Origin of the sequence: Brevibacillus borstelensis, from assembly GCF_036700025.1 — a bacterium.
GTDB lineage: Bacteria > Bacillota > Bacilli > Brevibacillales > Brevibacillaceae > Brevibacillus > Brevibacillus borstelensis.
Genome location: NZ_CP144922.1, coordinates 2,443,997 through 2,463,278 on the forward strand (window position 1 = coordinate 2,443,997; position 19,282 = coordinate 2,463,278).

A 19,282-nucleotide genomic window follows, 5' to 3' on the forward strand; every position below is an offset into this window, starting at 1 on the left:
TAGGAGGGTGCCGAATGCTCAAGGATTATGAAGAACAACGGCTGCGGAAAAGGCTGCTCTCGGCTCTCAGACAAAACGGAGAACAGCCTTTGCTTTATTTTGATACATATGGATATACGCCTGTGAATGCCTTGCTGGCCTACATCCGCACGTTAAAAGGCTGCAGCGGTGTCACCCTGAACGACATCCGGCAAGTGGTCGATCACGATCCGGAGCACCGGATCGACTGGGATGGCGGAGCGTTGATCCGCGCTACGTACGGGTTTTTGCCAGGTCCGAAAAAATGGGGCGAGGAGGTGGAGCCGCCGCCGCAGCTGTTTTATGGTACGCATCGAAAGCTGATCCCGCAAATAGCCGAGGGAGGACTCCTGCCAATTGCAAACGAACATGTGCAGTTGGCTGCAAGCCCGGCCGATATCGGTGAGGAGCAAGGTACACTGGTCTTGCTTGCAGTCAGTGCCCACGATGCATGGCAGCAAAAGATACGCTTTTATCAAGGCTCGGAACGTTATTTTTTTGCCGAGGCCATTCCTGCTGCTTACTTATCCGCATCGGTGCTGCCTGAGCGCCGCTGACTGCGCTCATCGAGCCGGCGAAGCCTTTCGGCGATTACATCCGACCGGTCCCGCTGTGTATGTTTATGTAACAAAAATGTATTGAACAGATCGCTTTCGCTGTCAAAATGAAGGCCTCGTTCTTCGCAACGCTTCCGGCAATCGGCCAGCAAGGCCGGGTCGGCAATAGGCAATCGGATGCTGTGATAGGGACTGTTTTGCTTCATCTCAGCAAGGAGCTGGCTGAGCGTTTGGATGGTTGCATCCGGGTCCAGGCCAAGCGACTGGACGTCGGTCCTCTCTCTATTGAGGATCTTGATCGCGCTGTCCACCATTTTGATGGCTCCGGCAAAATTCCCTCTGCGCTGGTGGTAGAGCGACACGGCTACTTGAATCAAGCCGACCCAAACCGCCCTTCTTTCTCCGGGAGGGCTTTCTTTCCAATATTCCTCCAGAATTTCGTGGCATTCAAAATAATCCCGTTCGGCATGGAACTGTATCAGGTATTCCAGATAGGGTTGGGGGTACATAACGATGACCTCACTCTTTTGTTTTCCGTTTTCACTATGTACTATTATAGAGGAGGATACATACAGAAAACGAGGTGCAGGAAAGAAAATGACCAAAGAAGAAATTCTTGCCATTCTGGAAGAGAAGCAATTGACAGATGTGATTGAACTGATACAAGATGCGGAAACGGGTGATCTGGAGGAGCTGGAGCTGGTTGAGAGTCTGGGGCTTCTCTGGGACGAGACGCTGAACCGGGAAGTGCTCCAGCTGCTTGAGAGCATGGGGGTTTCGATTATTTACGTGACCGATGATGACGAAGAAGGCGAGGAAGACGAAGGCGCTGATTGATACATGAAGAAGAACCAACCTTCCGGTGGGGGTTGGTTCTTCTCTTTATTCTTTACTTTTGAGTCCAAACCCGATTCTTGTTCCGGGTGGGAGGAAATTTGTCGCCTTTCCCCAGTTCGATGATCATCGGGTCCTGGACACTCGCTCCAGTCTCCCCGATTTCCATGTATACGGCGTTTTTCGGAGACTTGTCTCCCTCGTGAAAACGGCTGCGCTCGCCCATCTATATTCCCCTCTTTCCATGCGATGTAATCGTCACGCTTAGTATTTCATACGGCAGCGTGGTTCATCCTGATTGTTCATGTTGACGATACATTCAGAATTGATTTACGATTGAAATTAAATGATATACGGGGAGGTTGCCACGTGCTTCGCCTGTCTTTGCAAAAGGATTCCAATGTTTCGTATCACGAACAATTGTACCAGCAGATCGCAGCGGCCATACGCAGCGGTGAATTGCCGCCTCATGCACAGCTCCCCACGGTTAGAGAACTGGCGGCACAGCTCAAGGTAAACTACAACACGATTCGCAGCGTGTACTTGCGGCTTCAACAGGAGGGCCTGGTCGACTCCAGGCAAGGAAGAGGAACGATTGTCAGCAATGTCGTCAATGATCCCCTGCTGACCCGCAACCCCGCCCATCTAGCTTTGCTGGCCAAAGAGACGATTCACAAAGTAAAGGCTATGGGGTATTCGATGGAGGAATTCACGCGGGTGCTTTCCGTAGTGATGCATGAGATCAATCAGTTTCCCGTCCTCTTCATCCGTTTTACAGAGCTGGAGCTGGCCGAATATTTGCGTTTGGTCCAATATCACTTGCCCAGTGCGATGGTGGAAGGGCGAACACTGGATGACTTTTGGGATTGGCTGGAGAAAGAAGGAGGACTATTGTGTCAGTATAAAGCAATTGTCACGCATCCTTCGGTCAGCGCCAGAGTGAAGCAGGCGTTGCCGCGCGAATCACCGCCGATTGTCAGTCTCGATTTCATTCCGGACCCGACTACCGTGATTCCTGCCATGGAGGCGTACCCGCGGCAAACCAAGGTAGGTCTCATTTGCGCAACCCTCCGTGGAGCCGAAGGAATGATCGCCGATCTGCATAATGCCGGTATTACCCACTTGGATTTGCGAACGATAGAAGCCAATTCCCCGGACGTATTCGAGCTGATAGCCCATTGCGACGTCGTTTACATCTCCAAACCGGGCTACATGACCCGGCCGCATCTCCTGACGCTGCCCAAGGTGAAGGAATTTCAGGAAATTCCTGACCACCACGGGATCAATGAGCTAAGGAAAATCGTCACCCAGTAAAAGCCAACGGAGATGAAAATTTCATGAAACAAGCGAGCTGGATGCTGCTGGGAGCCGTTTTTTTATGGGGCCTGACGGTCGTCCCGGTAAAATGGGCCATGGAAACATTGCACCCTTTTTCCCTGATGTGCATGAGACTTCTTACAGCCGGACTCATTCTTTTTTTCTTTGCCAAACGAAACGCCAAAGCAAGGCGTCATGCTGGCGCCCAGCAAGAAGGACTTATCATTCCCTGGAAGCGAATGGCCATGCTTTCATTTACCGGTGTCGCGGGATACTTTCTCTGCAATTTTTCCGGGATGTCTCTTACCAGCGGGGTGCACGCCAGCATGATCGCTGCGATGCTGCCGCTCTTTACACTCTCGCTCGCGGCTCTTTATTTAAAAGAGCGCGTTACAATCTCCCAGTGGCTCGGCCTGCTGATCGGAATGGCAGGCGTACTCATGATCACACTGCAATCTCAAAGCAAAGCCAGCTTCTCGGTTTTGGGGGATTTGCTCGTTTTGGCTGGCGAATTTGTTTTCGCGATCTATGTGATTCAACAAAAACGGCCCGCAGGGGAAGAGAAGATGCCGAGCGAATGGTTTACCTGCCTGACGCTTTTGATCGGAGGAATCATGGTGATTCCGTTCGCCCTGGCGGAGGTCTGGATGTACGGGCCCCCTGTTTTTAACGGAAAGACCTTTGCCTGCTTTCTCTTCCTGACGCTCGGCTGCACGGTTTGTGCCTATAGTTTGTGGAATCAGGCATTGAAGACAGTGTCCGCAGCCCGGGCAGGCATCTACCTGAATGCAACACCATTGATCAATGTGGCGACGGCTATTCTGTTTCTTCACGAACCTTTGACCGCAATGACTGTGCTGGGAGGTTTTCTCGTTCTCATCGGTGTGGCCTGGGCGGAGCGAAATAAACAAAGGAATTCCCCGGCGGAACCGTTTCTCGAGTCAAAAAGCCTCTAGCGCAGCGCGTAGGGCGGATGCTCATTTTCCCATTGAATAGATACATGTACCGTGCCGAAGCACTCCCCTCGACATATTTTGTAACTGTACCAAGCGAAGAGGGGGTGAAGCGAGTGAGCTGCGGATGCAAAAAGTCTTACGGCCATTGCTATCACAAACAATGCTGCAAAAAGAAATACTACAAGAAAAAATGCTATTACAAACCTGTTTATAAGTACGACTGCCATAGCTATAAAAAAGGGTATGGTGGCGGCTACGGTCACGACTCCTCTTCCTCCAGCGGTGGTTACGACAGCCGCTATTAACAGAAATAACATGCTTCCCATTTAAGCGGGAGCATGTGCTGACCGCCAGCGGTCATACCTCCAAATGTGAAAGAATGCGATCCGTCTTTCACCAAAAGCGCCGACAGAAGCTGTGTGTACACAGGTTTTCTGTCGGGCGCTTTTTTTGTTGTCAGACTGTTTTATTTTTTGAAAAAAAGAGGATTGAAGGCATTCAAAACGAAATGAACATGGAAAGGGTTGGAAAGGAGCGGTCAAAGCCATGTTGACAGGGATTACGGTAGTCGATTTTTCGCGCCATCTTCCCGGACCGTTTTGCACCATGAGACTGGCTGACCTGGGAGCAGAAGTGATCAAGGTGGAGACGCATCCGTCCGGAGACCCTGGACGGGCAATGGGACCGAGAATCGGGGAGGCAAGAGCAATATTTCTTTCTACCAACCGAAATAAACAAAGCGTGGCACTCAATCTTCGTACGGGGAAAGGCAAAGAGCTGGCGTATGAGTTGGCCAGGCAGGCCGATGTAGTTGTCGAAAGCTTTCGGCCCGGAGTAATGAAGCTCTTGGGCCTTGACTACGAAAGACTTTCCAAAAGCCATCCCTCCATCATTTACTGCTCCCTTACCGGGTATGGACAGAGCGGCCCGATGCATCAGCTAGGCGGGCATGATCTCAACTTCCAGGCCGCAAGCGGACTCCTTGCTGCGATCCGCGGCGAGGACGGAAAACCGGTGGCTGCAGAGGTCCCGATTGCCGATTATGCGGGCGGCATGTACGCATCCGAGCAAATCTGCGCGGCATTGATCAGGCGGTACCAAACAGGCCAGGGAGCGTATCTGGACATTTCGTTGGTTGACGCATTGTCCTCCTGGATGGGCATGCACGTCCTTTGCGCCCAACATGCACGGGAAGAAGAGATGGCCCGGTTTTTTAAAGGTCGCCTTGCCTACCAGATCTTTGAAACAGCGGAAGGAAAGTACGTCGTTCTCGCGGCCCTCGAGGAAAAGTTCTGGCTCAATTTCTGCAGGGCAGTCGGCCGCGAGGATTGGGAAGACCTGTACGGGGCGGGGCTCGACGAACACCCGCATGTGTACGAAGAAATGAAAAAGCTTTTTCTATCAAGGACACAGCCCGAGTGGGGGGAACTGGGAAGCGAGGTGGACTGCTGCCTGACTCCCGTAGAGGAGATAGATACTTGGCTGGATAGCGCTTTTATAAAAAACAGACAACTGACGTTTACGCTTGAAGCAGGAGAATACGGGGAGAGACTGCAGGTTCGCACCCGAGCCAGTCTTTCTGACAGGGACGAGCCGGTCCGGGACCTATCGCCTCCGCCAGGTTATGGAGCGAATACCCGCCAGGTACTGACGCAGAAGCTGGGGCTGTCGCTTGAAGAGTTGGCCCAATTGGGAAGGGACGTAGTCATTTTCGTTTGAATACTAGCATAAACGGAGGTTTTGTGAATGAATGACCAACAGACACTTCCTCTCTATACCGAGCTTCATGAGGGGGTTCTGACTATTGTGCTGAATCGTCCGCGCGTATTGAACGCGATGACGATCGAGATGTTTTCTCTCCTGAAAGATGCGATTTCCTTTGCGGCTACCAAGGAAGAAGTAAGAGTGGTGATCTTTCGGGGAGCAGGCGGAAATTTTTGTTCCGGCGCCGATTTAAGCGTGCTCAGCATGCTGAGTGAATCAGATCAAGCCCATCAGGCGCTGACCATCATCAACGACTTTCTGCTGCAATTGCATCATATGCCCAAACCTGTGATTGCTGTTGTGGAAGGCGCGGCGGTAGGAGCAGGACTAAACCTTGCTCTCCATGCGGATTTTGTCCTGGCTGCAAAGGAGGCCGTGCTTCAGGAACCGTTTGTCCATATCGGATTGACTACCGACTTTGGCGGCACGTATTTGTTGCCAAGGCTGGTCGGTATGGCCCAGGCAAAACGACTGGCCTTGCTGGGAGAAAAAATCAGCGGAAGCGAAGCCGAGAAGATAGGGTTGATCTACAAGGCAGTCGATGCAGCGGCTCTTGAACAAGAAGCAAACCAGCTTGCGAAAGTCCTGCTGCGGATGCCGAAGCTGGCGTGGGAGACCACCAAAATGGGATTGACAGCATGTCTGGAGCTCAACATGGAGGAGGCTCTAGCCTGGGAAAAACAGCAGCAGCCCAAACTGATCGCCCATCCAGAGTTTCAGACGGTCATCCGCCAGCGGCTGAAAAAAGAGTAAAGCGCCAAGAGAGTTTTTCATCAAAGAACGGGCCTTTCAGGGGAAATTATCCATTGAGAACAGGGCATACCTATGGTAAAGTAAATAACAACAAGATCCTGCGATGTTCGTTAGGCTGTATATGTTTCTAACCTTATACGTATTTTCTGGGAGACAGAACTTCACGCGGATGTCAGGCCCACCTCCCTGTATGGGACGCATGGGAAGGCAAAAACGTGGACGGGTCGCCCACCTGTGTGAGCACAGGTTACAGAAACATTAGGTCGGACGGCAGAGCGGGGGATTTTTTTGTCCAAGCCTGGAAAGCAATTTCCATTCCTATGTGGCAAAAATTGTACATAAAAAACCTGAGGCCTCGTCGCTTCAGGTTTTTTTGTTATTCGTGATGTGGGACGCTATTGGTTTTTGGAGGAATTGGAGCCTCCTGAAAAGCTGCTGCCGCCGCCTCCGTTATTCCCGCCGGCCATGTTATGGCCTGCGCCTTGATTTTGCTGATCGCCATTGTTCACGATGGTCAGCGTCTGCTCCAGGTCCTTGCTGTCCTTTGCATCCTGGATGATTTGGTACATTTGCAGGAAGTTTGCTTTCTGGCCCTCGGGAATGCCTTTGATCCGAACAGTCAGCTCTTGGGGACCATTCTGCTGCTGATTGCCGCTGTTTCCCCCTTGGTCTTGACCGCCGCTGCTGTCGCCGGTTTGGTCCTCCAAAAAGCTGAGGAACATGGAGTCGTCCTGATCTCCGCCACCCTGCTGCTGTGATTGCTGTCCTTGTCCCTGCCCCTGTCCGCCTTGCTGCTGTCCACCTTGCTCAGGCTCGAACAGGACGCTAAATTCATTCAAGTCCGTCTGGATGATCCCGATGACGTTCATCCCGATCCTCCTTAGCTGTCAAAGTCGTGTATCAACCCGGGTGTCTGGAATGGTGGACACCGCGGTGCTGCAAGTAATTATGGTAGAAATACTCCACGATGGAGATGGCAAAAGCGGTTAAAAATATTCCCGAAAGACGGTAGGGCACTGCAAATAGGGCACAGCTCAGCCAGAGAAGGGCAAAGGCGAGCCCAAAATCGGCCGTACTGGCGAATGTGTTGTTTGTACGCGGAAGGATAAACAGATCCCCGGCCACATAAGAGATAAGACTGATGACTACGCTGGTGACGAGCGCAAATGAGAGTGACGTTCCCGACCACATTAGCCCCGGAACGGCAATAATCCCGTTTGAGAGGAGCTTTATCAAGATGCTCAAGAACGAACACCTCCTTTCATGCTCTTAGTATGATCCTAGGTAGTCTTGCTATTCGTATCGCGGAAATTCGATTTCAACCGGCGCACGCTGTTCTCGTCAGGTGTGACATAAAGAGTGCGCTGCTGCTCGTAGATGACGAATCCGGGCTTGGCTCCGCTAGGTTTTTTCACATGCTTCACCAGTGTGTAATCGACCGGAACCTGACTGCCGTTTTGGGCTTTGCTGTAATAGGCAGCGAGCAGTGCCGCTTCTTTCAGTGTTTGTTCCGAGAAATCTCGCCCGCGGATCACGACGTGGGACCCGGGGATATCCTTGGTATGAAGCCATGTATCACCCGAGGACGCCAGCTTGTTGGTCAAGTATTCATTTTGCTTGTTGTTTTTGCCTACCAGGATTTCCACACCCTCTGAGGACGTATACGTATCCAGCTCGGGGCGGTGGTCTTTTTTCTTTTTGGCCTGACGCTTTTGCCTGTTGCGGATGTAGCCCTGCTCCGCCAGCTCTTCTCTGATCTCTTCCGTATCCTGTACAGTCGCATGCTCCAACTGAACGAGCAGGCCGTCGAGATAAACAATTTCTTCTTCAGCCTGCGCGATCTGTTCCGCTACAATGCCAAGACTGTTTTTGGCCTTGTTGTATCGTTTATAGTACGCCTGCAAGTTTTCCGAAGGCGTTTTTAGGGGATCGAGCGGGATGCGGACGACACCGCCATCCTCGTCGTACCAATTGACTGTTTCCAGCACGGTATCTCCGCGTTTCAGCAGATGCATATTGGCCGTGATCAATTCGCCGTAAAGGCGGTATTGCTCCGCTTCCTGGGCATCCACCAGGGTTTGCTCCAGCTTCTCGATTTTTTTGACGTTTTTGTTCCGTTCATTGGTTACGAAGCGGATCAGATCGTGAACCTTCTGCTTGACCGTATCCCGCTGTGCCTTTCCTTCAAAATAACCCTGCAGGCATTGGCTGACGGTGGGAAAGGAAGTGATGGCAGCATCTTGAAGATGTGTCAGGGAAACGACGTGAAAGTATGTTTTGTCTTTGGCCACGGCCAAATGAGGGACGTAGTCGTGTCGGGCAATGTCTTGCATCACTTGCGAAAACGCTTGCCACAATGCTTCGCGGGTCGGCAGGCCGGAGCGGTGAACGATTTCTTTTGCGAGCAGGGGACTCATCCCCGTAAATGTATCGACCAATTGCTTGTCGAAACGGCCGCCGTTCCAGTTATACAGCGAGATAAACTCCTGCTGGGATACAAGCAGGGGATTTTTTTTGTCCTGACCGGGCGGAGCGACATACGTTTTGCCTGGAAGCACCTGCCGATACTGACTGATGGCGAGAGTCACATGCAGCGCACTGTCCAGGATTACACCGGTCGCCGGGTCGAGCAGGATGATGTTGCTGTGTTTTCCCATGATCTCCATCACGATCCGCCTGCGCGTCGTATCGCCCAGCTCGTCGCGGGCACGGATATCCATATGGACGATCCGCTCCATACCGACCTGCTCAATCGATTCAATCAATCCGCCTTCGCAATGCTTTCGAAGGAGCATGCAAAACATCGGGGCTTCCATCGGATTGGTAAAATCCTCGGTAGTCAGATGGAGGCGGGGGTAGGTCGGGTTGGCAGAGAGCAGCAGCTTGCCCGTTTCCCCCTGCATTCGCAATTGCATGACAATATCGCTGTAATGGGGCTGGTGGATTTTGGCAATCCGTGCGCCCTCCCATCGTTTTAATTCTTGTACAACGGCACGAGTCACAACACCGTCAAAAGCCATTTTCTTCACCTCTAGCTCTTAAAAAATACAAAATACGCTGTGAACGGTTCATGACCTCTTCTCATAAATAAGGATGATTGTCGCCTAGCGTCAGACACAGTGTAACATATTACCCCCTTGGACGGTATTGGAAGCGTGGGCGGCTTTGGTTGACACTGCAAAGAGTTGTCTCCTATAATGAATTAACGATTTTACGACAGTGGAAGTGATATCCATGGTCCGAAGCATGACTGGTTATGGCCGAAAGGAAACCATGTACGGGGCTTTCAGGTTGTCCGTGGAGATGCGGGCTGTCAATCATCGTTATGCGGAAATCATCGTTCGACTGCCGAAAGCCTACGGTGTACTGGAAGATCCGGTTCGCAAGCTGGTGGCCGAATACGTCCGCCGCGGGCGAGTAGAAGTGATGATTTCGATCGATGAGGCGGCATCCAGCGAGGCAGAGTTTCAAGTAAACTGGGACGCCGCAGAAAAGTACGTCAGGGCGTTGCGCGAAATGAACGATCGGTTTTCTCTCAGCGAACCGTTGGCAGCAAAAGATTTGCTGCAACTGCCGATGGTGATTTCCGAAAAGGAGACAGTAGCGGTAGAGCCCCAATCGTTCTGTGAGCCGCTTCTGGAAGTGACGAGAGAAGCCGCGAAAGACCTTCTTTCGATGAAACAAAAAGAAGGACAAAAGCTGGCGGAAGATATCAACAGTCGGCTTGCCGACATTGTCTCCTGGACCAGAGAAATCGCCCAGAGCGCTCCTGTCGTAGTGGAGGAGTACCGAGCCCGGTTGCAGCAGCGTGTCAGTGAATGGATGCAAGGCGCACCGTTTGAGCTTGACATGCAGCGGCTGGCGCAAGAGGTTGCCTTTTTCGCAGATCGAAGCGATATCAGCGAAGAGATCACGCGTCTGGAAAGTCACTGCACGCAGTTTTCAGAGCTGCTGAAACAGCCGGAAGCAGTTGGGCGGAAGCTCGACTTTTTGCTGCAGGAGATGAATCGGGAAGCCAATACAATAGCTTCCAAGGCCAACAACCTTTCCATTCAACGGTTGGCCATCGAGATCAAGACAGAATTGGAAAAGATGAGAGAGCAGGTTCAAAACATCGAGTAGCGATGAAGGGGTGGACGGTGCCGTCATGGCCATTAAGCTTATTAATATCGGATTTGGCAATATCGTCAACGCCAACCGTATTATTTCCATTGTCAGTCCGGAGTCCGCGCCGATCAAGCGGATCATCCAGGAAGCGCGAGACCGCAACATGCTGGTGGATGCTACATACGGCAGAAGAACAAGGGCAGTGATCATCACCGACAGTGATCATGTCATTTTGTCTGCTGTCCAGCCGGAAACGGTCGCGCAGCGGCTGACGAATAAAGACGATGAATCGGACGAATAAAGCAGGAGTTGAATTCATTCATGAGCGATAGGGGTCTCCTTCTGGTTCTCTCTGGACCGTCAGGCGTAGGGAAAGGAACGGTTTGCAAAGCTCTTCGGGAGCGCATGCCGGACCTGGTCTACTCTGTTTCTGCCACGACGCGTTCGCCGCGTGCGGGTGAAGTAGAGGGAGTGAACTACTTTTTTACGAGCAAGGAAGAATTTCGCCGGATGATCGAGCAGGACCAGCTGCTCGAATGGGCAGAGTACGTAGGAAACTACTATGGAACGCCGCGCAGGTTCGTGGAAGAGACCTTGGACAGCGGGCGTGACGTGATCCTGGAAATTGAAGTGCAGGGAGCTTTGCAGGTTAAGCAAAAGTTCCCGCAGGGGACGTTTTTGTTCCTGGCTCCGCCGGATTTGGCCGAACTGGAAAATCGGATCGTGGGCAGAGGCACGGAGTCAGAGGAAACCATCCGTCACCGCATGGAAATGGCTCGCACCGAGATCGAACTGATGGATCAGTACGACTACGTAGTAGTAAATGATCAGATTGAATGTGCCTGCGAACGTATTCAATCGATCATTACAGCCGAACATTTAAAGAAAGAACGTCAAATCCACAAGTTTCGCAAATGGTTGAAGGAGGCTGAATGAATCATGTTGTACCCCTCGATTGACAAGCTGACCGCAAAGGCTGAAAGCAAATATACGCTGGTGACGATCGCTTCCAAGCGCGCCCGCCAAATCCGCGAGAACAGCGCTGTGCAGGTGGATAAGCCAAAGTCCAAGAAGTTTGTTGGCCAAGCGCTGGAAGAGCTGATCGAAGACAAGCTGATCCACGATACGATTGATTCTCGGAAATAAGCGGACCGTTAACCGCGTACCTCGTTACGAAACAACCTCGCGCAGGTTGTTTTTTTTCGGACTGGAGATACCCACCTAGAGAGGAGAGATATGGATGCTTCCTTTGACAGGCAAACAAATCGTATTGGGTGTTTCAGGGGGAATAGCCGCTTACAAAGCTGCAGCGCTAACCAGCAAGCTGACCCAGGCTGGGGCTTTGGTGCGTGTCATCATGACCCAGAACGCCGCAAAATTTGTACAGCCGCTCACCTTTCAAGCGCTGTCCCATGGGCCGGTGTATACAGATATATTTGAGGAGCCGGAACCAAGCGTGATCAGTCATATCGATCTGGCGGACAAGGCGGATTTGGTGCTGATCGCCCCGGCTACAGCCAATGTGATCGGAAAAATGGCCAACGGGATCGCCGACGACATGCTGACAACCACTGTGCTCGCCACGAAAGCGCCGGTCATGCTGGCACCTGCGATGAATGTAAATATGTATCATCATCCGGCAGTTGCACAAAACCTGCAAAAACTGACCGATTTCGGCTATCGCTTCATCGAACCGGGCGAAGGGCTGCTTGCCTGTGGTTGGGTCGGGAAGGGCAGGCTGGCCGAGCCGGAGGAGATCGTAGAAGCGGTTATTCGCTTTTTTGCTGAGCAAACACGGGAAAAGCAGGATTTGAAAGGGAAAAGGGTGCTCGTAACCGCCGGCCCGACGCGAGAAAAGATCGATCCGGTCCGTTACATCACCAATCATGCTTCGGGCAAAATGGGCTATGCGATCGCCGAAGCCGCTCAGGCACGGGGAGCAGATGTCGTTTTGGTCAGCGGTCCGACACATTTGCCTCCGCCCGCCAGAGTAAAGCTCGTACCGGTAGAATCGGTGCAGGAAATGTACGATGCGGTCATGGCTGAACTGCCGATCAGCGACATTGTCATCAAATCAGCCGCAGTCTCCGACTATCGGCCAAAAGTGGTGCACGAGCATAAAATGAAAAAAGGAGAGGGGCCACTCGTCCTGGAGCTGGACAAGGCACCCGATATCCTCAAAGAGGTAGGGCAGAGAAAGGAAAAGCAGTTTGTCGTCGGTTTTGCCGCAGAGACGCAGGATGTGCTGCAGCATGCAAAGGGGAAACTGGACAGAAAAAATTTGGATATGATTGTAGCAAACGATGTCTCGCTGGAAGGCGCCGGAATGGGCAGCGACACCAATATCGTCACCCTGTTGACAAGGGAGGGAGAGCAGGTGGCGCTGGACAAATTGAGCAAGCGGGAAGTAGCGGATAAATTGCTTGATGCGATCTTGCTCAAGCTGGACCATCAGCCTCTGCCCGAAAAGCTATGATCGCCCGTGTCATTGTAGATGTTCCCGTAAACCGGACGAACCGGCCGTTCGATTACCGCGTTCCTGAGTGGCTCGTGCCGCTGATGAAAACGGGCAGCAGAGTCATCGTTCCATTTGGCCCCCGCAAGCTGCAGGGATATGTCATCGGCTTGGAGGAAGCGGCCGAACAGGGAGCAGCTGACAAGCTGCGGGACGTCGAACAGGTTCTCGATGATCAGCCGCCGCTCTCAGACGAGCTGATCAGACTGGGGGAATGGATGTCGAAGCAGTACCTTTGTCCATGGGTAACTGCTTTGCAGGCGATGATTCCGGCGGTATTGAAGGGGAAGTCGGAGAAATGGCTGCTCGCCTCAGACCAGTTGGAGGAAGAGATGTGCGGCCGCTCTCCGCTGCTGTGGGAGCTGTTCAGACGAAAGCAGCTGCCGCTTGCCGAGGTGGAAAAGCACTTTCCCGAAGAAGCCATGCTCGTGCCGGGGTGGATTTCGAGCGGACTTCTCTCCACAGGCTATCAAGTAACCGATCGGGTGACCCGCAAACAGCAATCGTTTGTCCGCAGTTTGCTGACTCGCGAGGAGCTTGCGGCAGCGGCCGAGAGCCTGCCGGCCCGGGCGGAGCAGATGCGGCGGGTTCTTCAGCTGTTGATCGAGCAGGAAGGCCAGTCCTTCTCCGTAAAAATGCTGCAGGAAGAGCTCGGGATTACCCGCTCTCCATTGAAAAGCCTGGAGAGCCGAGGCTGGATCGCGATCGAACAACTGGAGGTATACAGAGACCCGTATGCGCACAGGCGTTTTGCGGCAGCCCAAAAGCCCGTCTTTACCGACCAACAGGAGCATGTCCTGGAAGCCGTGCAGCTGTCGATCAAAAAAAACGAGTACGGCGCCTTTCTTTTGCATGGAGTGACCGGAAGCGGCAAAACAGAAGTGTATCTCGAAGCGATCGAAGAGACGTTGGCCAGAGGGCGGGAAGCGATTTTTCTGGTGCCGGAAATCTCGCTGACTCCGCAAATGGTGGAGAAATTCAAGGCCCGATTCGGCAATGAGGTAGCGGTCCTGCACAGCGCCCTGTCCCAGGGAGAGCGGTATGACGAGTGGCGCAAGATCATCCGCAAAGAGGTAAGCGTCGTCGTGGGGGCCCGCTCCGCTGTTTTTGCCCCGTTCCAAAACGTCGGGCTGATCGTCATCGACGAAGAGCATGAAAGCTCGTACAAGCAGGAGGAGACGCCGCGCTATCATGCGAGGGAGGTCGCCATCTGGCGGGCCAAGGAAAACAACGCCGTTCTTCTCATGGGCAGCGCGACACCTGCCCTGGAGACCTATGCGCTGGCCGAACGGGGCCGCTATACGCTGCTTTCGATGCCTGACCGCGTCGGAAACCGCCCGCTTCCCCGCGTTCACGTCGTCGATATGAGAGAAGAGCTGCGTTCCGAAAACCGCTCGATGTTCAGCCGTCAGCTGCATGAGATGATCGGAGAGCGGCTTGCGCGTCAGGAGCAGATGGTGCTGTTTTTGAACCGCAGGGGTTTTTCCACATTCGTCATGTGCCGCTCCTGCGGCTATACGCTTCGTTGTGTCCACTGCGATATTTCGCTTACCTACCATCGGACCAATCACACGGCTCGCTGCCACTACTGCGGGTATACGATCAAGCAGCCGAGCCACTGCCCGGAGTGCCAGAGCGAGCATATCCGCTTTTTTGGAACGGGAACGCAAAAGGTCGAGGAGGAGCTGGCTCGCCTGTTTCCCGGGATCCGGGTGATCCGCATGGACGTGGATACCACCTCGCGAAAAGGGGCGCATGAAGAGCTGCTCCGCAAGTTTCGCACCGGTCAGGGAGATGTGCTGCTCGGTACGCAAATGATTGCCAAAGGGCTTGATTTTCCCCGCGTCACACTGGTCGGCGTCATTGCCGCTGATACGTCGCTCTTTTTACCCGATTTTCGCGCCGCCGAGAAGACCTTTCAGCTGCTTACCCAGGTAGGCGGACGCGCCGGACGCCACGAATTGGAAGGGGATGTGGTGATTCAGACCTATACCCCGGAGCATTACAGCATCATGCACGCGACAAGGCATGACTACCCTTCTTTTTATCGGGAAGAGATGCTGCAGCGCAGGCGCACTGGCTATCCGCCGTATTTCCGGCTCGTGCTGATCACGTTTTCCCATGAGGAAGTACCGGTCGTCATCAAAGCAGCACATCTGGTCGCCGATTATCTGCGTCCCCGGTTGGCGGAGACGACGATTTTGCTGGGCCCTGTCGCTTCGCCCATTGCACGCGTGAAAGATAGATTTCGGTTCCAAATCATGTTAAAATATCGTGATGAATCGCGGCTGCCGGACCTTTTGGCCCAAGCGACATCCGCATTTGAAGAATGGAACAAACAGCAGAAGGTACTGATGACGATTGACGTCGATCCGTACGTACTGCTTTAGGGAGGATAAACAACAAATGGCTATTCGCACAATTGTCAAACACCCAGATCCAATCCTGCGGGAAAAAGCAATCCAGGTAAGAAATTTTAACGCCAACCTGCACAAGCTGCTCGATGATATGGCGGAAACGATGTACGATGCTGACGGAGTAGGCCTGGCGGCGCCGCAGGTAGGCATTTCCAAACGCGTCATCGTCATGGACTGCGGCGACGGTCTGATCGAAGTGGTCAATCCGGAAATTATTGACCACAAAGGAGAGCAGTTTGACTATCCGGAAGGCTGCCTCAGCATCCCGGGACTGCGCGGGGATGTCCGCCGCCACAAATGGATCAAGCTGCGCGGACAAGACCGCAACGGCAATGTCTTTGAAATGGAAGCGGACGACCTTCTGTCCCGTTGTGCCCAGCACGAGATTGACCATCTGAACGGCGTTCTGTTTATTGACGTGGCAGACCGGGTTTATACGGTAAATCCGGACGAGGAAGGGGAATAAATCGAATTGAAAGACGTGCGCATACTCTTTATGGGAACGCCCGACTTTGCCGTTCCCTGCCTGGAGGCACTGATCGCAGACGGGTATACGGTTGTTGCGGCCGTCACCCAGCCTGATCGGCCTGTCGGACGCAAACAAGTGATGACGCCGCCTCCGGTGAAGGAGGCGGCTTTGCGGCATGGCATTCCCGTGCTGCAGCCGGAGAAGATCAAAGCGCCGGAAGCGCTGGAGGAAGTGCTTTCGCTTCGCCCTGATCTGATCGTCACGGCTGCATACGGGCAAATCCTGCCCAAGCAATTGCTCGAAGCACCGGGATTTGGCTGCATAAATGTCCATGCGTCGCTGCTCCCGAAATACCGGGGAGGCGCTCCCATCCACAAGGCGATCATCGCCGGGGAAAAGGAATCGGGCGTAACGATCATGTACATGGTGGAAGCGTTGGACGCAGGCGACATGCTCTCCAAAGTCACCGTCCCCATCGAAGAGCGGGATACAGCAGGCACACTGTTTGACAAGCTGTCGGCAGAAGGCGCCAAGCTGCTGGTGAAAACACTTCCGGGACTTCTGGCCGGAGAAATCGTGCCTGAGCCGCAGGATCACGAGCAAGCGACGTTTGCTCCGACGATCAAGCGGTCCGAGGAGAAGGTCGACTGGACCAAAACAGCGGAGGAAGTGTACAACCAGGTCAGAGGATTAAACCCATGGCCAGTTGCTTTTACAACGTATCAAGGAAAAAACTGGAAAATATGGTGGGTAGAAAAGCATTCTGCGACCAGCCAAGGCGCCGAGCCGGGCACGATCATCGCCCTCGAGCAGGACGGCTTGGTAATCGCTTGCGGCAGCGGGGCGGTCAAGCTCACCGAATTGCAGCCGGAAGGGAAAAAACGGATGAGCGCTCTCGACTTTTTGCGGGGAGCGGGCGGCAGCTTGGAAATCGGCACAAAGGTAGGAGAATGACAAGTGGCAAAAAAAGGTGCGCGTGACATTGCCCTCGATGTCTTGAACCGGGTGGAAGAACATCAGTCTTACAGCAATTTGGAGCTTAAACACGTCCTGGACCGAGAGGAGTTGCGCGCTCCCGATGCCGGGCTGGTGACGGAGCTGGTGTATGGCACGATCCAGCGCCGACTGACGCTGGATACGGCGCTGGATCGTTTCATACGGGGCAAGAAGGTGCAGACATGGGTGAAGAATTTGCTTCGCCTCAGTCTATACCAGATTCGCTTTCTCGACCGGATTCCCGATCGGGCGGTCGTCCATGAAGCGGTAGAAATCGCCAAGCGGAGAGGACATCAGGGCATCGCCTCAATGGTAAACGGCGTTTTGCGCAACGCTCTTCGCAGTCCCGATCTGTGGGACAAGCTGGGCAGCGGTGATGACGCTGCACGGCTTTCGATTGAACAATCCCATCCGGAATGGCTTGTGCGCAGATGGGCGGGGCAATACGGAATAGAAGAGACGAGGCGGATTCTCGAAAGCAACAACCGCCCGCCGCGCACTTCCATTCGGGTCAATACACTGAAGTCCACGAGAGATGAGCTGCTGGGCAAGCTGAGGGAGCAGTTTTCAGCAGTCGAGCCTTCCGTCGTCAGTCCAGACGGCCTTGTCATGGAAGGCGGCCATGCAGCCGGGACAGAATGGTTCCGCCAGGGATTGTTCACTGTTCAGGACGAAAGCTCTATGCTTGTGGCCCCTGCGCTCGCTGCCGATCCGGGCATGCGGGTGCTTGACGCCTGTGCGGCGCCGGGAGGGAAAACGACCCATATCGCTGCGCTGATGCAGAACCGCGGAGAAATCATCGCAAGTGATGTGCATCCCCACAAGCGCGATCTGATTGCCCAAAATGCAAAGCGACTGGGGATCACCATTATCGAACCGATTGTTTCAGACGCCTTGCATCTAGGCGAGAAAAAACTGGGTACATTTGATCGAATCCTGCTGGATGCCCCTTGTACAGGCTTTGGCGTGATTCGGAGAAAGCCGGAACTCAAGTGGAACAAGACGCCGGATGACGTCAAAGCAATCGCGGAGCTTCAGTACAAGCTGCTGGAAAGCGTAGCTGCGCTGCTGGCTCCGGGAGGTTTGCTCGTATACAGCACGTGTACGATTGAACCGGAGGAAAATCAGCTAATCGTTCAGCGATTTGTGAAAAATCACCCGGCTTTTGAGCTTGATCGAACGCTTGCAGACGACCTGCCAGCGTCGGTTCGCGATAAAATCGACACTACTGAGGGCTTTGTTCAAGTATTGCCGCACCACTTTGAAAGTGACGGCTTTTTCATCGCCCGATTGAAACGAAAAGCGTAGCAAACAAGGGGGTGGCATGCCGTTTTCCGGATAAGCCGCTCCCTTGCCGTTTGTACTCGGATGGAATGGTTTACACTAGGAGAAGCGATGCATTTTGCGTTGTGCCACCGATTTCTTGTTTGATGCGACAGACAATGCAGGGTACAATGATAAGATGACGATTTGCACCAAGCTAATGACTTGAGGATGTGAAAAGAAGAATGCCACTGACTTCCTATACGAGCGAAAAGCCGCTCATTTACAGTTTGACACCGGACGAGATGAAAGAATGGCTCGTCGAAATCGGAGACAAGGCGTTTCGTGCCCAGCAAATTTTTGACTGGCTGTACGTCAAGCGCGTCCGTTCCTTTGAAGAGATGACCAACCTCTCCAAAGACCTTCGCCAAAAGCTGTCCGAGACTTTCCGGATCGAAGCGATGGAAGAGATCACCCACCAGACCTCTCAGGACGGAACCGTCAAGTTTTTGTTCAAGCTTGTCGACGGTCACGCCATCGAGACCGTAATCATGCGTCACAGCTACGGCAACAGTATCTGCGTGACGACCCAGGTGGGCTGCCGGATCGGCTGCACGTTCTGCGCATCCACGCTGGGCGGATTGAAGCGCAACCTGGACGCCGGCGAGATCGTCGCCCAGGTGCTGATGGCGCAGCGAAAGCTCGATGAGGAGGGCGCACGCGTCAGCCACGTCGTCGTTATGGGGATTGGCGAGCCGTTCGAAAACTTCGAGAACCTGATCGCCTTTCTGCGAATCATTAACGACAATCGCGGCCTGAACATCGGGGCCCGCCATATTACGGTATCCACAAGCGGAATCGTACCGAAAATTTACGAGTTTGCCGATCGCGGCGGACAGGTCAATCTGGCAATCTCGCTGCACGCCCCGAATACGGAGCTGCGGACCAAGCTGATGCCGATCAACCGCGGCTTCCCGTTGGAGAAGCTGCTGGAGGCATGCCGTTACTATATCGCCAAGACCGGACGACGCATCAGCTTTGAGTACGGCCTGTTCGGCGGGACAAACGATCAGCCCGAACACGCCGAGGAGTTGGCCGATCTGATCGGTGACATGCTGTGCCACGTCAATCTGATTCCGGTAAACTATGTGCCGGAGCGGGATTACGTACGGACTCCGCGAAATGAAATCTTCCAGTTCAAAAACATCCTGGAGGACAGGGGCATCAACGTCACGATCCGGCGCGAGCAGGGAAGCGATATTGCTGCTGCCTGCGGACAGTTAAGAGCCCAATATGCGAAAGAAACCGTGGGGTGA

The 19,282-nt window shown here is 53.5% G+C and carries 21 protein-coding genes and 1 other RNA gene; 17 read left to right on the forward strand and 5 right to left on the reverse strand.

Going from position 1 to position 19,282, the window contains the following annotated elements:
* The first annotated feature begins 14 nt into the window (after positions 1 to 14).
* Entirely contained in the window at positions 15 to 575 is a 561-nt protein-coding gene (locus V5G20_RS11405; RefSeq protein WP_024982924.1) for an RNA 2'-phosphotransferase, read from the forward strand.
* On the opposite strand, the gene V5G20_RS11410 is transcribed toward V5G20_RS11405, so the two are convergent.
* Positions 539 to 1,084, reverse strand: a complete 546-nt coding sequence (locus V5G20_RS11410) for a DUF309 domain-containing protein (RefSeq protein WP_171505979.1) — start codon at positions 1,082 to 1,084, stop codon at positions 539 to 541. The genes V5G20_RS11405 and V5G20_RS11410 overlap by 37 nt on opposite strands.
* Positions 1,085 to 1,172: 88 nt before the next feature.
* Between V5G20_RS11410 and V5G20_RS11415 the strand changes: the two genes are divergently transcribed.
* Positions 1,173 to 1,412: a hypothetical protein gene (locus V5G20_RS11415; RefSeq protein WP_003386158.1), complete on the forward strand. Its 240-nt coding sequence runs from the start codon at positions 1,173 to 1,175 to the stop codon at positions 1,410 to 1,412.
* Positions 1,413 to 1,464: 52 nt separating this feature from the next.
* Here V5G20_RS11415 and V5G20_RS11420 read toward each other — a convergent pair whose 3' ends face one another.
* Positions 1,465 to 1,635, reverse strand: a complete 171-nt coding sequence (locus tag V5G20_RS11420; protein ID WP_003386157.1) for a YjzC family protein — start codon at positions 1,633 to 1,635, stop codon at positions 1,465 to 1,467.
* A 143-nt stretch (positions 1,636 to 1,778) separates the two neighbouring features.
* Between V5G20_RS11420 and V5G20_RS11425 the strand changes: the two genes are divergently transcribed.
* From V5G20_RS11425 to ssrS, 5 genes are all read left to right on the forward strand, one after another.
* Complete coding sequence (locus V5G20_RS11425) at positions 1,779 to 2,723, forward strand: GntR family transcriptional regulator (RefSeq protein WP_024982922.1); 945 nt, start codon at positions 1,779 to 1,781, stop codon at positions 2,721 to 2,723.
* A gap of 23 nt (positions 2,724 to 2,746) precedes the next feature.
* A complete protein-coding gene (locus tag V5G20_RS11430) occupies positions 2,747 to 3,682 on the forward strand; it encodes a DMT family transporter (RefSeq protein WP_003386153.1) in 936 nt (311 codons plus the stop codon).
* A gap of 546 nt (positions 3,683 to 4,228) precedes the next feature.
* Positions 4,229 to 5,401, forward strand: a complete 1,173-nt coding sequence (locus V5G20_RS11435) for a CaiB/BaiF CoA transferase family protein (protein ID WP_251247280.1) — start codon at positions 4,229 to 4,231, stop codon at positions 5,399 to 5,401.
* A 27-nt stretch (positions 5,402 to 5,428) separates the two neighbouring features.
* Positions 5,429 to 6,199, forward strand: coding sequence for an enoyl-CoA hydratase/isomerase family protein (locus tag V5G20_RS11440; RefSeq protein ID WP_024982920.1), 771 nt, complete (start codon positions 5,429 to 5,431; stop codon positions 6,197 to 6,199).
* A gap of 92 nt (positions 6,200 to 6,291) precedes the next feature.
* Positions 6,292 to 6,485, forward strand: a non-coding RNA gene (ssrS, locus tag V5G20_RS11445) — 6S RNA.
* A 109-nt stretch (positions 6,486 to 6,594) separates the two neighbouring features.
* Here the strand turns inward: ssrS and V5G20_RS11450 are convergent.
* The 3 genes from V5G20_RS11450 to V5G20_RS11460 are packed head-to-tail and all read right to left on the reverse strand — an operon-like array spanning position 6,595 to position 9,219.
* Entirely contained in the window at positions 6,595 to 7,068 is a 474-nt protein-coding gene (locus tag V5G20_RS11450; protein ID WP_003386150.1) for a hypothetical protein, read from the reverse strand.
* A 31-nt stretch (positions 7,069 to 7,099) separates the two neighbouring features.
* On the reverse strand, positions 7,100 to 7,444 hold the full coding sequence (locus V5G20_RS11455) for a DUF2512 family protein (RefSeq protein WP_003386149.1): 345 nt from the start codon (positions 7,442 to 7,444) through the stop codon (positions 7,100 to 7,102).
* A 35-nt stretch (positions 7,445 to 7,479) separates the two neighbouring features.
* Complete coding sequence (locus V5G20_RS11460; protein ID WP_338463464.1) at positions 7,480 to 9,219, reverse strand: Rqc2 family fibronectin-binding protein; 1,740 nt, start codon at positions 9,217 to 9,219, stop codon at positions 7,480 to 7,482.
* A 214-nt stretch (positions 9,220 to 9,433) separates the two neighbouring features.
* Here V5G20_RS11460 and V5G20_RS11465 point away from each other — a divergent pair, with 214 nt between their 5' ends.
* The 10 genes from V5G20_RS11465 to rlmN all read left to right on the forward strand — a co-directional run bounded on the left by V5G20_RS11465 (position 9,434) and on the right by rlmN (position 19,282).
* Positions 9,434 to 10,321, forward strand: coding sequence for a YicC/YloC family endoribonuclease (locus tag V5G20_RS11465; protein ID WP_243014279.1), 888 nt, complete (start codon positions 9,434 to 9,436; stop codon positions 10,319 to 10,321).
* A 25-nt stretch (positions 10,322 to 10,346) separates the two neighbouring features.
* Positions 10,347 to 10,607 carry an extracellular matrix/biofilm regulator RemA gene (remA, locus tag V5G20_RS11470; RefSeq protein ID WP_003386147.1) on the forward strand — a complete coding sequence of 87 codons (261 nt, stop codon included), beginning with the start codon at positions 10,347 to 10,349 and terminating at the stop codon, positions 10,605 to 10,607.
* Positions 10,608 to 10,627: 20 nt separating this feature from the next.
* Positions 10,628 to 11,242, forward strand: coding sequence for a guanylate kinase (gmk, locus tag V5G20_RS11475; RefSeq protein WP_003386146.1), 615 nt, complete (start codon positions 10,628 to 10,630; stop codon positions 11,240 to 11,242).
* Between the two features lie 3 nt (positions 11,243 to 11,245).
* A complete protein-coding gene (gene rpoZ, locus V5G20_RS11480) occupies positions 11,246 to 11,452 on the forward strand; it encodes a DNA-directed RNA polymerase subunit omega (protein WP_003386145.1) in 207 nt (68 codons plus the stop codon).
* A 94-nt stretch (positions 11,453 to 11,546) separates the two neighbouring features.
* Positions 11,547 to 12,782, forward strand: coding sequence for a bifunctional phosphopantothenoylcysteine decarboxylase/phosphopantothenate--cysteine ligase CoaBC (gene coaBC / locus V5G20_RS11485; protein WP_003386144.1), 1,236 nt, complete (start codon positions 11,547 to 11,549; stop codon positions 12,780 to 12,782).
* Positions 12,779 to 15,211 (forward strand): primosomal protein N', encoded by a 2,433-nt coding sequence (gene priA, locus V5G20_RS11490; protein ID WP_003386142.1) that lies wholly within the window; start codon positions 12,779 to 12,781, stop codon positions 15,209 to 15,211. Before coaBC ends, priA begins: the two co-directional genes overlap by 4 nt.
* 16 nt (positions 15,212 to 15,227) lie before the next feature.
* Positions 15,228 to 15,704, forward strand: a complete 477-nt coding sequence (gene def, locus V5G20_RS11495) for a peptide deformylase (protein ID WP_003386140.1) — start codon at positions 15,228 to 15,230, stop codon at positions 15,702 to 15,704.
* Between the two features lie 30 nt (positions 15,705 to 15,734).
* On the forward strand, positions 15,735 to 16,661 hold the full coding sequence (fmt, locus tag V5G20_RS11500) for a methionyl-tRNA formyltransferase (protein ID WP_172921162.1): 927 nt from the start codon (positions 15,735 to 15,737) through the stop codon (positions 16,659 to 16,661).
* A 3-nt stretch (positions 16,662 to 16,664) separates the two neighbouring features.
* On the forward strand, positions 16,665 to 18,011 hold the full coding sequence (rsmB, locus tag V5G20_RS11505) for a 16S rRNA (cytosine(967)-C(5))-methyltransferase RsmB (RefSeq protein WP_338463414.1): 1,347 nt from the start codon (positions 16,665 to 16,667) through the stop codon (positions 18,009 to 18,011).
* A 200-nt stretch (positions 18,012 to 18,211) separates the two neighbouring features.
* Entirely contained in the window at positions 18,212 to 19,282 is a 1,071-nt protein-coding gene (gene rlmN / locus V5G20_RS11510) for a 23S rRNA (adenine(2503)-C(2))-methyltransferase RlmN (RefSeq protein ID WP_024982916.1), read from the forward strand.

Excerpts from the sequence above, each read along its gene's own strand:
- V5G20_RS11405 (WP_024982924.1), top strand. The coding sequence starts at position 15 with ATGCTCAAGGATTATGAAGAACAACGGCTGCGGAAAAGGCTGCTCTCG.
- V5G20_RS11410 (WP_171505979.1), bottom strand. The coding sequence starts at position 1,084 with ATGTACCCCCAACCCTATCTGGAATACCTGATACAGTTCCATGCCGAA.
- V5G20_RS11415 (WP_003386158.1), top strand. The coding sequence starts at position 1,173 with ATGACCAAAGAAGAAATTCTTGCCATTCTGGAAGAGAAGCAATTGACA.
- V5G20_RS11420 (WP_003386157.1), bottom strand. The coding sequence starts at position 1,635 with ATGGGCGAGCGCAGCCGTTTTCACGAGGGAGACAAGTCTCCGAAAAAC.
- V5G20_RS11430 (WP_003386153.1), top strand. The coding sequence starts at position 2,747 with ATGAAACAAGCGAGCTGGATGCTGCTGGGAGCCGTTTTTTTATGGGGC.
- V5G20_RS11435 (WP_251247280.1), top strand. The coding sequence starts at position 4,229 with ATGTTGACAGGGATTACGGTAGTCGATTTTTCGCGCCATCTTCCCGGA.
- V5G20_RS11440 (WP_024982920.1), top strand. The coding sequence starts at position 5,429 with ATGAATGACCAACAGACACTTCCTCTCTATACCGAGCTTCATGAGGGG.
- V5G20_RS11450 (WP_003386150.1), bottom strand. The coding sequence starts at position 7,068 with ATGAACGTCATCGGGATCATCCAGACGGACTTGAATGAATTTAGCGTC.
- V5G20_RS11460 (WP_338463464.1), bottom strand. The coding sequence starts at position 9,219 with ATGGCTTTTGACGGTGTTGTGACTCGTGCCGTTGTACAAGAATTAAAA.
- V5G20_RS11465 (WP_243014279.1), top strand. The coding sequence starts at position 9,434 with ATGGTCCGAAGCATGACTGGTTATGGCCGAAAGGAAACCATGTACGGG.
- remA (WP_003386147.1), top strand. The coding sequence starts at position 10,347 with ATGGCCATTAAGCTTATTAATATCGGATTTGGCAATATCGTCAACGCC.
- gmk (WP_003386146.1), top strand. The coding sequence starts at position 10,628 with ATGAGCGATAGGGGTCTCCTTCTGGTTCTCTCTGGACCGTCAGGCGTA.
- rpoZ (WP_003386145.1), top strand. The coding sequence starts at position 11,246 with ATGTTGTACCCCTCGATTGACAAGCTGACCGCAAAGGCTGAAAGCAAA.
- coaBC (WP_003386144.1), top strand. The coding sequence starts at position 11,547 with ATGCTTCCTTTGACAGGCAAACAAATCGTATTGGGTGTTTCAGGGGGA.
- priA (WP_003386142.1), top strand. The coding sequence starts at position 12,779 with ATGATCGCCCGTGTCATTGTAGATGTTCCCGTAAACCGGACGAACCGG.
- def (WP_003386140.1), top strand. The coding sequence starts at position 15,228 with ATGGCTATTCGCACAATTGTCAAACACCCAGATCCAATCCTGCGGGAA.
- fmt (WP_172921162.1), top strand. The coding sequence starts at position 15,735 with ATGGGAACGCCCGACTTTGCCGTTCCCTGCCTGGAGGCACTGATCGCA.
- rlmN (WP_024982916.1), top strand. The coding sequence starts at position 18,212 with ATGCCACTGACTTCCTATACGAGCGAAAAGCCGCTCATTTACAGTTTG.